The organism is Enterobacter cloacae complex sp. ECL414 (assembly GCF_021869685.1).
In the GTDB taxonomy this organism is placed as follows: Bacteria; Pseudomonadota; Gammaproteobacteria; order Enterobacterales; family Enterobacteriaceae; genus Enterobacter; species Enterobacter kobei.
The window spans coordinates 2,411,937-2,425,372 of the sequence record NZ_CP091481.1; the positions used below are offsets into that span (position 1 = coordinate 2,411,937).

The 13,436-nt window shown below is 55.9% G+C and carries 15 protein-coding genes; 9 read left to right on the top strand and 6 right to left on the bottom strand.

The window, feature by feature from the left end:
• Nucleotides 1-2: 2 nt before the first annotated feature.
• Nucleotides 3-1,196, bottom strand: coding sequence for an efflux MFS transporter YdeE (gene ydeE / locus L3068_RS11695; protein ID WP_087529322.1), 1,194 nt, complete (start codon nucleotides 1,194-1,196; stop codon nucleotides 3-5).
• 194 nt (nucleotides 1,197-1,390) lie between these two features.
• Between ydeE and eamA the strand changes: the two genes are divergently transcribed.
• Complete coding sequence (eamA, locus tag L3068_RS11700) at nucleotides 1,391-2,290, top strand: O-acetylserine/cysteine exporter (protein WP_014883823.1); 900 nt, start codon at nucleotides 1,391-1,393, stop codon at nucleotides 2,288-2,290.
• Between the two features lie 38 nt (nucleotides 2,291-2,328).
• Here the strand turns inward: eamA and marB are convergent, their stop codons facing one another.
• The 3 genes from marB to marR are packed head-to-tail and all read right to left on the bottom strand — an operon-like array spanning nucleotide 2,329 to nucleotide 3,415.
• Nucleotides 2,329-2,547 carry a multiple antibiotic resistance protein MarB gene (marB, locus tag L3068_RS11705; RefSeq protein ID WP_014883824.1) on the bottom strand — a complete coding sequence of 73 codons (219 nt, stop codon included), beginning with the start codon at nucleotides 2,545-2,547 and terminating at the stop codon, nucleotides 2,329-2,331.
• A 33-nt stretch (nucleotides 2,548-2,580) separates the two neighbouring features.
• On the bottom strand, nucleotides 2,581-2,961 hold the full coding sequence (gene marA / locus L3068_RS11710) for an MDR efflux pump AcrAB transcriptional activator MarA (protein WP_008502237.1): 381 nt from the start codon (nucleotides 2,959-2,961) through the stop codon (nucleotides 2,581-2,583).
• Between the two features lie 19 nt (nucleotides 2,962-2,980).
• A complete protein-coding gene (marR, locus tag L3068_RS11715; protein ID WP_014883825.1) occupies nucleotides 2,981-3,415 on the bottom strand; it encodes a multiple antibiotic resistance transcriptional regulator MarR in 435 nt (144 codons plus the stop codon).
• A 256-nt stretch (nucleotides 3,416-3,671) separates the two neighbouring features.
• On the opposite strand from marR, the gene L3068_RS11720 reads away from it, so the two are divergent.
• Nucleotides 3,672-4,337 (top strand): MarC family NAAT transporter, encoded by a 666-nt coding sequence (locus tag L3068_RS11720; RefSeq protein ID WP_014883826.1) that lies wholly within the window; start codon nucleotides 3,672-3,674, stop codon nucleotides 4,335-4,337.
• A 94-nt stretch (nucleotides 4,338-4,431) separates the two neighbouring features.
• On the opposite strand, the gene L3068_RS11725 is transcribed toward L3068_RS11720, so the two are convergent.
• Entirely contained in the window at nucleotides 4,432-5,628 is a 1,197-nt protein-coding gene (locus L3068_RS11725) for a sugar transporter (RefSeq protein ID WP_087529323.1), read from the bottom strand.
• Between the two features lie 177 nt (nucleotides 5,629-5,805).
• On the opposite strand from L3068_RS11725, the gene L3068_RS11730 reads away from it, so the two are divergent.
• The 3 genes from L3068_RS11730 to L3068_RS11740 all read left to right on the top strand — a co-directional run bounded on the left by L3068_RS11730 (nucleotide 5,806) and on the right by L3068_RS11740 (nucleotide 7,978).
• Nucleotides 5,806-6,594, top strand: coding sequence for a PhzF family phenazine biosynthesis protein (locus L3068_RS11730; protein ID WP_045282102.1), 789 nt, complete (start codon nucleotides 5,806-5,808; stop codon nucleotides 6,592-6,594).
• A gap of 27 nt (nucleotides 6,595-6,621) precedes the next feature.
• Nucleotides 6,622-7,413, top strand: a complete 792-nt coding sequence (locus L3068_RS11735) for a PhzF family phenazine biosynthesis protein (RefSeq protein ID WP_117581675.1) — start codon at nucleotides 6,622-6,624, stop codon at nucleotides 7,411-7,413.
• Between the two features lie 82 nt (nucleotides 7,414-7,495).
• Nucleotides 7,496-7,978 carry a GNAT family N-acetyltransferase gene (locus L3068_RS11740; RefSeq protein ID WP_023330415.1) on the top strand — a complete coding sequence of 161 codons (483 nt, stop codon included), beginning with the start codon at nucleotides 7,496-7,498 and terminating at the stop codon, nucleotides 7,976-7,978.
• Here the strand turns inward: L3068_RS11740 and ptrR are convergent.
• The gene (ptrR, locus tag L3068_RS11745) at nucleotides 7,932-8,810 is read right to left on the bottom strand and encodes a putrescine utilization regulator PtrR (RefSeq protein ID WP_117581677.1); all 879 of its coding nucleotides are present in this window, start codon (nucleotides 8,808-8,810) and stop codon (nucleotides 7,932-7,934) included. The two genes, L3068_RS11740 and ptrR, sit on opposite strands and share 47 nt — an antisense overlap.
• Before the next feature lie 98 nt (nucleotides 8,811-8,908).
• Here ptrR and sad point away from each other — a divergent pair, with 98 nt between their 5' ends.
• The 4 genes from sad (at nucleotide 8,909) to L3068_RS11765 (ending at nucleotide 13,350) form a co-directional block, all read left to right on the top strand.
• A complete protein-coding gene (gene sad, locus L3068_RS11750) occupies nucleotides 8,909-10,297 on the top strand; it encodes a succinate-semialdehyde dehydrogenase (protein WP_045268147.1) in 1,389 nt (462 codons plus the stop codon).
• A 112-nt stretch (nucleotides 10,298-10,409) separates the two neighbouring features.
• Entirely contained in the window at nucleotides 10,410-11,999 is a 1,590-nt protein-coding gene (locus tag L3068_RS11755; protein ID WP_117581679.1) for a methyl-accepting chemotaxis protein, read from the top strand.
• A 62-nt stretch (nucleotides 12,000-12,061) separates the two neighbouring features.
• Entirely contained in the window at nucleotides 12,062-12,988 is a 927-nt protein-coding gene (gene glsB, locus L3068_RS11760) for a glutaminase B (protein ID WP_014883834.1), read from the top strand.
• Complete coding sequence (locus L3068_RS11765; RefSeq protein WP_023337293.1) at nucleotides 12,988-13,350, top strand: DUF4186 domain-containing protein; 363 nt, start codon at nucleotides 12,988-12,990, stop codon at nucleotides 13,348-13,350. The genes glsB and L3068_RS11765 overlap by 1 nt, the downstream gene beginning before the upstream one ends.
• Nucleotides 13,351-13,436: the final 86 nt, after the last annotated feature.

The window sequence follows — 13,436 nt, forward strand, 5'->3', positions numbered from 1 at the left end:
TGCTACGCTATCTTGGGTGACTCGCACCACGCCTTCACGCTCATCCCACGCAAAATCATCAGCCACGCAATCACGATGGCGACCATCATAATCACAAACAGCGACCAGTGCGGCAGGTTGGTCAGGATAATCCCGGTGATCATCGGGTTTGCGGCCGCGCCCAGCCAGCCCAGCGCCTGTGCGGAGAAATAGCTTGCCTTCATCCCCGGCGGGGCGATGTTGTCGATCAGCATGTATTCACCCGGCGCATAAATAATCTCACCCAGCGTAAAGATCGCGGCAGCGATACCCCAGTAAATCAGATTCTCCCCGGAGAGCATAAAGCCCCCCAGCCCCAGGATAAAAAACAGCGTCGCGGCGGTCATCAGGGGGCGAATATTGCTGGCGGAAATCTTGCGCCCAAGCGCGTATTGCAGCGTCACCACCACGGCGGCGTTAACGGGCAGCACCACGGCGACGACCTTCTGCGCGAAATCGCTGTCGGCGTGGGCGGCCAGAACATACTGCGAAATGCAGCTGGCGAACGATCCGCCCACGTACGACGCGAGCAGGCCGGAGAGGGTGAACCAGAACAGGGCGCGGTCTTTCAGCAACACCGACGGCTGCCAGGGCATTTTTTCCTCGGCGGTATCCAGCGCGACGCTTTTTTGCACAAAGAAATGGATAAACGCGAGCGGCAGCGCGGCGCAAAAAGCGGCCAGCCAGAAGGGCAGCTGTAAGCTGTACATCACCAGCAGGGTGCCGATGGGCGGGCCGACCGTCCAGCCAATGTTCAGGAAGCTATAGTTGAGCGAGAAAACACGCGCTTTTTGGCTTGAGGTGAGCACGTCGGAGAACCAGGCTTTCAGCACCGTCGAAAATACGGAGTAGGCGCAGTTGATCAGGGAAAAGAACAGCACCACCAGCGTGACGTTATCCACTAGCGGGATCGCGACAAATCCGGCAATAAACGCCACGATCGCAATCAGCATGTAGCGTTTTTTATCAAACTTATCCGCCAGAATGCCAAATCCCAGGCTGAACACCACGCCGATGGTCAGCGCAATCGTCAGGGCATAACCAATATTCTCGACGCTCATGTTGTAGACGCGCGTGAGATAAATGGTCATGAACGGCAGCGTCGCTCCCCGACCGATGGTTAACAACAATGACGATGCCAGCAGCGCTGCGGTTGAGCGCCTGAGAGATGGTTTCATATTTCTGCCCGACAGTTGCTTATGCTTTTATTAGAGGTGTGTTAACAGGATTACCATGACATAAGGGGCTTGTATAGCACCTGGTTTATCCGTAAGTGCTTCAGCTGCCTGCCAGAATTAATGATCTTCTCGCAGCGTCCTTTTTTCTGGTACCTTGAAGTGTTAACAAATTATTAATAATTCAGGGGCAGGGTATGACGCGTAAAGACGGACTGCTGGCGTTGCTGGTGGTCGTAGTATGGGGGCTCAATTTTGTCGTCATTAAGCTGGGATTGCACAATATGCCCCCGCTTATGCTGGCCGGTTTGCGTTTCATGTTAGTGGCGTTCCCGGCGATCTTTTTTGTTGCGCGTCCAAAAATCCCGTTCAAATTACTGCTGGGCTATGGCCTGACCATCAGCTTTGGCCAGTTCGCGTTTCTCTTCTGCGCCATCAAGTTTGGTATGCCTGCCGGTCTTGCCTCACTGGTTTTGCAGGCGCAGGCGTTCTTTACCATCATTCTCGGTGCGTTCGTATTTGGCGAACGTTTGCAGGGCAAACAGCTGGCGGGGATTACGCTGGCGGTGTTTGGCGTACTGGTGCTGATTGAAGCCAGCCTGAATGGTCAGGATGTGGCGCTGCTGGGCTTTATGCTTACGCTGGCGGCGGGGCTGAGCTGGGCGTGCGGGAATATCTTCAACAAACTGATTATGCAGCACGCGGCGCGGCCGCAGGTGATGTCGCTGGTGGTCTGGAGCGCGTTAATTCCGGTCATCCCGTTTCTGGCGGCGTCGTTTATTCTGGATGGTCCGGATGTGATGCTGAGAAGCCTGGTCGATATCGATTTGACCACGATCCTTTCTCTGATTTATCTGGCCTTTGTCGCCACGATTGTGGGCTATGGGATCTGGGGTTCGCTGCTGGGGCGTTATGAAACCTGGCGCGTGGCGCCCCTGTCTCTGCTGGTGCCGGTGGTTGGGCTCGCCAGTGCGGCGCTATTGCTGGATGAAACGCTGAGCGCGCTGCAGTTGCTGGGGGCAGTGCTGATTATGGCGGGGCTGTATATCAACGTGTTTGGCTTGCGGGTACGGCGGGCGGCGCGCGTCAGAGGCTAGAGCATAAAAAAGCCCCGCAGTGGCGGGGCAAAAACGAATCAGAAGCCGTGCTGATTATAATAAGGCACGCCTAATTCGTCGGATTTGTCGCTACCAGTCCCCATGTGGTTGAAATCATAGGGTGACTGGTCATGTGCTGACGGCAAAATCATCGTGCCACGATTATTTTGCTGCGTTGCACCTGGGGTTTGCTCCGCGAAGGTCTGGCTGGAAAACAGCACCAGCAAGGCGAGGGCGGCGGAGGCGATAACTTTCATGATTTCCTCGGTTACGTCTTTTACAGGCGATGATTAACTACAATGTTTTAACGGATACAGGTATCGGGATTCTCCGGGTACGCTGGTGATTCGGTACTTATGAGGCGGCACGTCAAAATAGTTCTTAAACGTACGCGTCAGGGTTTGCTGTGATTCAAATCCGTAACGCTCTGCCAGATAAAGGATCGGCTCATTGCTTTCTTTCAGTTTCTGGGCAATTTCCGTCAGCTTGCGACTGCGAATATATTGACCTAGTGAATGGCCGGTCTCTTTTTTGAACATCCGTTGCAGGTGCCATTTGGAGTAACCTGAACGCTCTGACACTTTTTCAAGGGAGAGCGGCGATTCCAGGTTATCTTCGATCCAGTCCAAAATGCTATGAATGGTGATAGCGTCAGTATTGCGTCTGGACATCGTCATACCTCTTTTCTGTTTACGGCAGTATTTTCTTCAGCAAAAGCTCAAGGGTTGCCACTTCATCTGCCGTTAAGTTTTTTGTTAGTTCCTGATGCAGTGTTTGTCCTACTAATTGATGACATTGCTCGCACATGGCCGCGCCATCGCAGGTGAGCTTGACCAGCACGCCGCGTTTGTCATTCGGGTTAGGGCTTCGTTCTACCCATCCTTTGCAGACGAGACGATCCAGCATGCGGGTTAACGCACCCAGATCGACAGAGAGCACCTTTTTCAGCTCAACCGGCGTGATACACACTTCGCAGCGAATGGAACACAGCACTTTGAACTGTGTTGCGGTGATATCCAGCGGTGACAGATAGTCATTGAGCAGGCGATCTTTTTTCTGGTTAACCATATGAATAAGACGACCCAGCGGAACAACGTCGTTAAAGATATCACTGGTGCTTTTCACAATGGTTGCCCTGGCAAGTAGTTTAGTCACGGCAGATATTATTGCTCAGGCAAGTATAAGTCAACTGAATGAATCAGCCGATGCCACGAATTGCTAAAACGTTTCATGAACTTTTTTTGAACGCTTTCAAATCATATAGATAACTCAGGGTTATCCTTACTTACGGAAAATAATCGTTACGTTGCGCAGATGGCTTAACGTCACACTTTCCCCCTATACTTGCGGGGATGAATATGGATAAGGACGACGATGCATTATGTTGGATTTAATTAAAGCAGTGAGTCTTGGGCTGGTGGTGCTGCTGCCGTTGGCAAACCCGTTAACGACGGTTGCGCTTTTCCTCGGGCTGGCAGGGAATATGAACAGCGCCGAGCGTAACCATCAGTCAATGATGGCTTCCGTCTATGTGTTTGCCATCATGATGGTGGCTTACTATGCGGGACAGGTGGTGATGAACACCTTCGGGATTTCCATCCCTGGCCTGCGCATCGCCGGGGGACTCATTGTCGCCTTTATCGGTTTCCGCATGCTGTTCCCGGCGCAGAAAGCGCATGAGTCGCCGGAAGCCAAAAGCAAATCCGAAGAGCTGGAAAGCGAACCGAGTGCAAATATTGCCTTTGTGCCGCTGGCTATGCCGAGCACGGCGGGGCCGGGTACCATCGCGATGATCATCAGTTCCGCCTCTACGGTCCGTGATAGCGCCACCTTCCCGGACTGGGTCCTGACGGTTGCGCCACCGCTGATATTTGCGATTATCGGGATCATTGTGTGGGGGTCACTGCGCAGTTCCGGTGCGATTATGCGCTGGGTAGGTAAGGGCGGTATCGAAGCTATTTCCCGTCTGATGGGCTTCTTACTGGTCTGTATGGGCGTACAGTTTATTATTAACGGCGTGCTGGAGATTATTAAAACTTACCACTGAGGTGATTGCCGGGTGGCGGTTTCGCCTTACCCGGCCTGGGTTATTACAGGCTTGTAGGCCGGGTAAGCGCAGCGCCACCCGGCACAAACAAACGTCACCCGTGCTGACCTTGTTCCTCCAGCGCCACCGGCCATTTGCGGAAGATGAGCACTGACCAGATAAGCGCGACCAGGGCCGGAATAGCGCCCAGATACCCAATCGCCGACATCGAGACATGAAGGCTAATCTGATTTCCCACCAGCGCGCCCGCGCCGATGCCCAGATTAAATATCCCCGAGAACAGTGACATGGCAACGTCCGTCGCGTCCGGTGCCAGCGCCAGCACTTTTACCTGCATGCCAAGGCCGATGATCATGATCGCCACGCCCCAGAACAGGCTCAGGATCGCCAGATGGTTTTCGCTGCCCGCAGCGGGCATCAGCAACAGCAGGCAGGCGAGCAGCAGGCCAATGGCGCCGCTCACAAGCAAGGAAGCATGCTGATTACCCAGCTTGCCAAACAGCACGCTGCCGATAATGCCCGCACCGCCGAGGATGAGCAGTAACAGGGTGGCAAAATTGGCGCTAAAGCCTGCCACCACCTGAACAAACGGTTCAATGTAGCTGTATGCCGTGTAATGGGCGGTCACCACGATTACGGTAAGCAGATAGATACTCAGCAGCGCAGGGCGACGCATCAACAGCGGCAGGCTTTTCAGCGAGCCAGAGTGTTCGCTCGGCAGCGCGGGCAGCAGCTTAATCAGACACACCAGCGTAACCAGTGCCCCCATGCCGATGGCGAAGAAGGTCGTACGCCAGCCGAAGTATTGCCCCACGATACGGCCAATCGGCAGACCCAGCACCATCGCCAGCGCGGTGCCGGTGGCAATCAGGCTCAGCGCCTGGGCGCGTTTACCCGCCGGGGCCAGGCGTATAGCCAGCGACGCGGTGATCGACCAGAACACCGCATGGGCGAATGCAATGCCAATCCTGCTCATGACCAGCACCGTAAAATTCCACGCCATAAACGACAGAACATGGCTGGCGATGAACAACACGAAGAGACCGATCAGCAGTTTGCGCCGCTCCATCTGGCTGGTCAGCAGCATAAACGGCAATGACATCAGCGCCACCACCCAGGCGTAGATGGTCAACATAATGCCCACCTGAGCCGTTTTCATCTGGAAACTGTCGGCAATGTCAGACAACAGCCCAACCGGAACAAACTCTGTGGTGTTGAAAATAAACGCGGCAATGGCCAGCGTGACCACGCGTAGCCACGCAACCCTGCGGGAAACTGTGTTCGTTGTCATAGGGATGTCGGAGATTCGTTGCTGGAAAGAAGAGGAGACGATCTTAAAACGTCATACGGCGAAAACTCAACCATTATGTGACGCAGATCTCAATATTTACCTTGTGAAAGCGGTAGCCGGGGAGGGTGTTTTCATTGAATATAAAAGAACAACACAACAAAAATAGGCGGTAAGACAATGCAGGAGATTGATTTTTATCTGGTGGATGCGTTCAGCGATACATCGTTTGGTGGCAATCCGGCGGCGGTTTGTCCGCTGAAAGAATGGTTACCCGATGAAATGCTACTGAAAATGGCGCAACAGCATAATCAATCGGAAACGGCCTTTTTCGTCTGCAGCAAAGGGGGCATTGAGCTACGCTGGTTTACAACGCTCACCGAAGTCAATCTCTGCGGGCATGCCACTTTGGCCGCCGCGTACGTCCTGTTTCATGAACTGGATTATCCCGACTCGCGGATCCACTTCGACACCGCATCTGGCCGCCTGACGGTCAGCCGGGAGGGAGAGTGGATGACGCTGGATTTCCCGGCGTGTCCGACACATAAAGAGACGCCACCGCCAGAGATGATCGCGGCGCTGGGTATCCGCCACTACGTTGACGCCCGTAAAGGGCGCGCGTGGGTGATCGTCCTGGAAAACCGCCAGCAGGTTGAAGCCCTTATGCCGAACCTGTCTGCGATGACACCGGGTGAGCACAAAGTTAGCGTGACGGCACCGGGCGAGGGGGAATATGACTTTGTCAGCCGCTTCTTCTCACCGGGCGTTTCCGTCCCGGAAGATCCGGTCACCGGGTCCGCGCACACGATGCTGATCCCCTACTGGAGTGAAACACTGGGCAAAACGACCCTGTTTGCCCGTCAGGTGTCGGCGCGGGGCGGTGACGTGCGTTGTGAGCTGAGAGGGGAACGGGTGCTGATGAGCGGTCAGGCGTCGTGCTACCTGAAAGGCACGGTCTATCTGCGTTAAAAACTGATAACAAGAGAGGGAGAGACAATGCAGGAAATTGATTTTTATCTGGTGGATGCCTTCAGCGACAGGGCGTTTGGCGGTAATGCGGCGGCGGTTTGCCCGCTGGAGGAGTGGCTGTCCGATGAGACGCTGCTTAAAATGGCGCAGCAGCATAATCAGTCTGAGACCGCCTTTTTTGTGCGAACCGACGACGGGTTTGAACTGCGCTGGTTTACCACGCTGCACGAAATTAACCTGTGCGGACACGCGACCCTCGCGGCGTCACACGTGATTTTTGAATATCTGGATTATCCGCATACCGAAATTCATTTTACCACGCGCTTCGTGGGCGAGCTGACGGTCAAGCGCAGCGGCGACTGGCTGACGCTGAATTTCCCTGCGTGGCCGACGGAGGCCGTCGATAATCCCCCGGCAGCGTTGTTCAGCGCGCTGGGCATTACAAAGGCGAAAGAGGTACGCGCCGGACGAGACTATATCGTGGTGCTGGAGAGCCAGCAGCAGGTGGAGGCACTCACGCCGGATATCGCGGCAATGGTTCCGCTGGGGAAAATGGTCTGCGTAACGGCGCCTGGAGAAGACTATGACTTCGTCAGCCGCTTTTTCTGCCCGGGCGAAGGGGTGCCGGAAGATCCGGTTACCGGATCCACGCACAGCATGCTGATCCCCTACTGGAGCGAAAAGCTGGGTAAAACGTCACTGAACGCACGTCAGGTGTCGTATCGTGGCGGCGATCTGCGCTGTGAACTGAAGGGCGATCGCGTGTTGATCGCCGGTCAGGCCACGTTGTATCTGAAAGGCCGTATCTTTTTGCGCTAGCCGGGCAGCGCGATAAGTTAATACTATGAAGCGCCATGGCAGAGCTGCGCTATTTTAAAATAAAAACAGCAAGGAGCCTGCCATGTATTCCATTACCTCTGAATCCGCTCGTCATCCGGACATCCTCACACTGATTGCAGCCCTTGACCGCTATCAGAGCGAACTTTATCCCGCAGAGAGCAATCATCTGCTCGATCTTTCAGCGCTGCCCGACGCATCGCTTATCCTGATGATCATTCGCGACCAGCAGCTTCAGGCCGTTGGCTGTGGAGCCATCGTGCTTAACGGGGATGGAACCGGTGAGATGAAACGGGTCTATATTGACCCGACCCACCGGGGACAGCATCTGGGAGAGAGGCTGCTGGCTGCTCTGGAAGATGAGGCCCTGAGCCGTCATTGCCACACGGTACGGCTGGAGACAGGGATAAAACAACACGCTGCGGTTCGTCTGTATGAACAGTGCGGGTACGAACTGCGCCCGGCATTTGCCCCCTATGTTGACGACCCGCTTAGCCTGTTTATGGAGAAGGCGCTGGTTGAAGACGTTCGTTTAGCAGCGCTATAAACGCTTCCAGCTGGCGGGTCATCGCCCCCCGTCGCCACACCAGCCAGGTGGTGAGCCAGCGCCAGTTTTCAGCCAGCGGCCAGGCCTCAATCTGATGATGTCCTGGCATACTTTCCAGCATGGAGCGCGGCATCAGCGCGATGCCCGCGCCCGCAATGACGCAGGCGAGCATGCCGTGATAGGACTCCATCTCGTGAATGCGGCCAGGCGTCGCACCGTCTGCATGAAACCAGCTCTCCAGATGTCGGCGATATGAGCAGTTGGCGCGAAAGGCATAAACGTCACTGCCGCTCACCTGCGTGGCGCGTGTGACCTCCGTATGCCCGGCAGACGTGACCAGCATCATCTCTTCCCTGTAGACCGGCATCCCCTCCAGTTCCGGGTGTGACAGTGGCCCGTCAACAAAGGCGGCGCTCAGCGTTCCCTCCAGTACACCCTCTATCATCGTTCCGGAAGGGCCGGTAGAGAGGGCAAACTGGATGCGCGGATAACGCTGGTTAAACTGCGCCAGCGATTCAGGGATGCGCACGGCGGCGGTGCTTTCCAGCGCGCCAAGAGCAAATAACCCCTGTGGTTCATCCCCCGCGACGACCATACGCGCTTCATCCACCAGCGCCAGAATCTGTCTGCTGTAGCGCAGGAAGTTATGCCCGGCGGGAGATAACCGCAAACGCTGGTTCTCACGAATAAACAGCTCAACGCCGAGATCGGCCTCCAGCTGGCGGATTCGTGTTGTCAGGTTCGAGGGAACGCGATGCACCTTCTGCGCCGCCTGGGTGATGCTCCCCGTCAGCGCGACGGCGTTAAACATTTCAAGCTGGGTTAAATCCATAGCATTCTCGTTTCGTGAATAAGGTGGTTAGTATTATTCATTTCTAAGAAATAGCAGAGTGAGCCACAATTAATCAACCGAAATGCGTGGAGAACATCATGACTTATTCATCTGCTACACATGCCCTGTCTGTTAACCCGGCTACGGGTGAAACGATCGCCGCGTATCCGTGGGCGACACAGGAAGAGGTTGAACAGGCTATCGCCCGGGCTGATGCCGGTTTTCGTCAGTGGCGGAGCGAAAGCGTCGCCTGGCGGGCGCAGAAGCTGCGCGATCTCGGTGCTGCGCTGCGTCATCGTGCGGAAGAGATGGCCCGGATGATGTCCCGGGAGATGGGCAAACCGGTTCTGCAGGCGCGGGCGGAAGTGGCAAAATCTGCGGGTCTGTGTGACTGGTATGCGGAACACGGCCCGGCCATGCTGAATGCAGAGCCAACCCAGGTGGAAAACCACAACGCGGTTATTGAATACCGCCCGCTGGGGCCGATTCTGGCGGTGATGCCGTGGAACTTTCCGCTCTGGCAGGTACTGCGCGGGGCGGTGCCGATCCTGCTGGCAGGTAACAGCTATCTGCTTAAGCACGCGCCAAACGTGCTTGGCTCGGCGGATCTTATCGCACAGATTTTTGCGGATGCCGGTTTCCCGGAAGGCGTTTTTGGCTGGGTTAATGCCACCAATGACGGCGTAAGCCAGGCGATTAACGACCGTCGCATTGCGGCGGTGACCGTGACCGGCAGCGTGCGTGCCGGGGCCGCAATTGGTGCCCAGGCAGGTGCTGCGCTGAAAAAATGCGTGCTTGAGCTGGGCGGCTCTGACCCGTTCATCGTGCTCAACGACGCTGACCTGGATCTCGCCGTGAAAGCGGCGGTGGCGGGTCGCTATCAGAATACCGGGCAGGTGTGCGCGGCCGCCAAACGCTTTATTGTTGAAGAGGGTATTGCGGATATCTTTACCCAACGCTTCGTCGCGGGCGTAGCCGCCCTGAAGATGGGCACACCCGATGAAGAAGAGAACTACATTGGCCCGATGGCGCGTTTTGACCTGCGCGATGAACTGCATCAGCAGGTTCAGGCCACCCTGGCTGAGGGGGCCACGCTGCTGCTGGGCGGAGAGAAAATCAGCGGCGAGGGGAATTATTACGCGCCTACCGTGCTGGCGAACGTCACGCCGTCGATGACGGCCTTCCGCCAGGAGCTGTTTGGTCCGGTAGCGGCTATTACCGTCGCGAAAGATGCTGAGCACGCCCTGACGCTGGCAAACGACAGCGACTTTGGCCTCTCTGCTACGGTCTTCACCGCCGACGCCGCGCTTGCGGATAAATTCTCTCGCGAGCTGGAGTGCGGTGGGGTGTTTATCAATGGTTACAGCGCCAGCGATGCGCGCGTGGCCTTTGGCGGTGTGAAGAAGAGTGGTTTTGGCCGCGAGCTCTCCCATTTCGGCCTGCATGAATTCTGTAACGTGCAGACGGTGTGGAAGAACAGAGTGTAATTCGTTTGTAGTGGCCCTCAATTTGAGGGCCACTGTCATTTCTCTGCAATGGTTCTGTCATTTTCGTTTCGTAGACTCGCACGCGTCTAACGTCTTGTTACTGAAGAAAATCATGAACCTAACGCAAATTTTTCGTCGTATTGCGCAGCGCTGTATCCCACGTCAATTTGGCCTGCTGACGGGTATCTTTTGTATTATTGGCCTTTTCTCCGCACTGCAACTCTCCTCATCTTTTCTGCTTAACGCCTCCCTGAAGGACGCTCAGCGCAACGAGCAGCAAAATCTGCTGGCGTATCAGCAACAGAGCAAGCTTGATCTGGCGCGTGTCTCCCTGCTGGCGGCAAGCGATCTGCTTAACCGCTCCGGCGTCTGGTTTATGCAGGATAAAGAGACCGGTTCAGAAGGAAGCTGGCACAGTCTGATGGATGAGGCGCAAGCGTCGCTGGCGGTTTCTCAGCAGGCGTGGCAAGCCTGGCGGGCACTCAATCCGCCGGAAGATGAGGCCCTGGTGAACAGCTATCAGCTTTTCTACGGTGCCATTAAAGAGCAATCGGAAGCGCTTGTCAGAACCCACACCATTGATGCCTTTTTTGCTGTCCCGGCCCAGGCGTTTCAGAGCGACTTCAACTATAACTACGCCCGTTATCAGCAGGCCAGCGAGAAGCAGGCCATGCAGGGGCGTCAGGGACTTATGACGCAGCTTTCAAGGCTGCAGACGTTGTTCCTGTTTGCGCCGGTTTTACTGCTCGCCATCGCCGTTGCCGTCTGGTTCGGCATGTCCAGGTGGGTGATCACGCCGTTACGTCGACTGATTGCGCATATTAACCAACTGGCAGCCGGAGATCTTTCCGGTACGCCGCCTGCCGTCAGGCGTTTTAATCGTGAGACGGGGCAGCTTAGCGACAGTATCGCCACCATGCAGCACGGTCTGCAGCAGCTGGTGACCCAGGTCAGCCATGCCACGACCGCAATGGTTGAAAATATCGGCTCCCTGGCGCAGGGGAATCAGAAGCTGTATCAGCAATCGGCGCGTCAGGCAAAAGAGCTGGAAGAGGTCACGACCCATATCGCGACGCTGGAAACGCATGTGGAAGGGAATACCGGCTACGCCAGACTCGCCAGCTCGCGCGCGGACGAAGCGCGTCAGGCCGCGGTAGGCGGTGACCAGATGATGTCGACCGTGAATGCGTCCATGCAGGCGATCGTCGAGCGATCTTCTGAAATGCGCGGGATCGTGGCGATGATCGACAGCGTGGCGTTTCAGACCAATATTCTGGCGTTAAACGCCGCCATTGAAGCCGCCCATGCCGGTAACCATGGACGCGGGTTTGCCGTTGTCGCCCGGGAAGTCGGCCTGCTTGCCAGAAAGAGTAGCCACTCAACGCAGACCATCCAGGAACTTATCAATCGCTCTTTGCAGGGCATTGAAGACGGATCCCGCGCGGTGAATTTGATGGAAGACAATTTGCAGCAGGTCACCGGTCTGGTCGGTAACTTAAGCAGTTTGCTGAATGAAATCTCAACCGCTACGCTCAGCCAGGGGGAGAGTATTCACCAGATGACGCGTCAGCTTCAGGCGCTGAATCAGGTTTCCCGCCAGACGGATCTGCTGGTTTCTGACGCTTCAGAGGCCTCTGAGCGGCTGCAAAAGCAATCCGATCTTTTATTGCAGGCCGTTTCGCGTTTTCGTCTTAGCGCCTGACGCAATACATAAGCCTCTGTTATACTCGCAGCCCGTTTTAGCCTGAGGGCAAGGAGCAAAGAGTGGCTGCGGTCATCCATAATGAGATGCTGGACGAGATTCTGGCGCAGGTTCGTCCGTTATTGGGAAAGGGTAAGGTTGCCGACTATATTCCGGCTCTTGCCTCGGTCAGCGGGAATAAGCTGGGGATTGCGATCTGTACCATCGACGGACAGCGATACCAGGCAGGGGATGCCACTGAACGTTTTTCGATTCAGTCAATTTCGAAAGTGCTGAGCCTGGTTGCGGCGATGCGCCAGTACGAGGAAGACGAGATCTGGCAGCGTGTCGGTAAAGATCCGTCCGGCCAGCCTTTCAACTCGCTGCTTCAGCTTGAAATCGAGCAGGGTAAACCGCGTAACCCTTTTATCAATGCCGGGGCGCTGGTGGTCTGCGATATGCTGCAAAGCCGTCTCAGCGCACCGCGTCAGCGAATGCTGGAGATTGTTCGTCAGCTCTCGGGCGTTGACGATCTTGCCTATGATTCGGTAGTGGCCCGCTCGGAGTTTGAGCACTCCGCCCGTAACGCGGCCATCGCCTGGCTGATGAAATCCTTCGGCAACTTTCATAACGACGTGGCGACCGTACTGCAAAACTACTTCCACTACTGTGCGTTGAAAATGAGCTGCGTTGAGCTGGCCCAGACGTTCCTGTTTCTGGCGCACCAGGGGCACGCGCCGCATCTCGATCAGGACGTCGTTTCCCCACTGCAGGCGCGGCAGGTCAACGCCCTGATGGCGACCAGCGGCATGTATCAAAACGCGGGCGAGTTTGCCTGGCGGGTTGGGCTTCCGGCCAAATCCGGCGTTGGCGGCGGGGTCGTGGCGATTGTGCCGCATGAAATGGCGATTGCCGTCTGGAGCCCGGAGCTGGATGAAACGGGAAATTCACTTGCCGGTGTGGCGGTGCTGGAGAAACTGACCCAACGTCTGGGACGTTCCGTATACTGATGTCCGACCTGGATCCGCTTTTTTCCCGCCTGGCGCGATCGACGTTTCGCTCGCGCTTTCGTTTAGGCAATAAAGAACGGCAGTACTGCTGGGACAAAGGACCCGACACCATTGACCAGCATGCTGCGGATTTCGTTAAAAAACGCCTTGCACCGGCGCAACCTGCCAACGACGGTAAACAGACGCCCATGCGCGGTCACCCGGTATTTATCGCCCAGCATGCCACGGCGACCTGCTGCCGGGGCTGTCTGGCAAAATGGCATAATATTCCCCAGGGCGTGCAACTGACTGCGCAGCAACAACATTATATCGTCAGCGTGATCCACCACTGGCTGGTGATACAGATGAACAGCCAAATTTGACGAGTTATGATCCTGTTGTAATTGTGTTATAGATGCAGGTTAAGTTAGTCCCGATCATGCTGACGACCGCAATATTTGCCATAAGC